Below are 249 nucleotides of genomic sequence, written 5' to 3'. Positions count from 1 at the left end.
GCACCGCTAGGATCATATAACCGATAGCTACCAGTGTCGTATGCGCAAAGATCCCGTCATAAGAAATCCCTTGGTACTTGGCTAATTTTAAGTATTGTTTGCACATCTTGAAGTAGACTTCCACCGACCAGCGTCTAGCATAGAGCTGAATGATCTCGTCTTCGGTCAGATCGATATCGGTCGAAGCTAAGACCAAATAGTCGTTTCGTTTATTGCGATTGCGAATATATACCAACTTAATGGGAAGGA

General features: G+C 43.4%; 1 protein-coding gene. It reads right to left on the bottom strand.

Translation table 11 applies throughout. The features are described 5' to 3' along the window. The coding region (locus tag PAT3040_RS02050; RefSeq protein ID WP_146200336.1) for a transposase at positions 1–249 on the bottom strand (249 nt) is incomplete at both ends.

Origin of the sequence: Paenibacillus agaridevorans (assembly GCF_003112455.1) — a bacterium.
GTDB classification, from domain to species: Bacteria; Bacillota; Bacilli; order Paenibacillales; family Paenibacillaceae; genus Pristimantibacillus; species Pristimantibacillus agaridevorans.
This window is presented reverse-complemented; position numbering and strand designations above follow the sequence as displayed.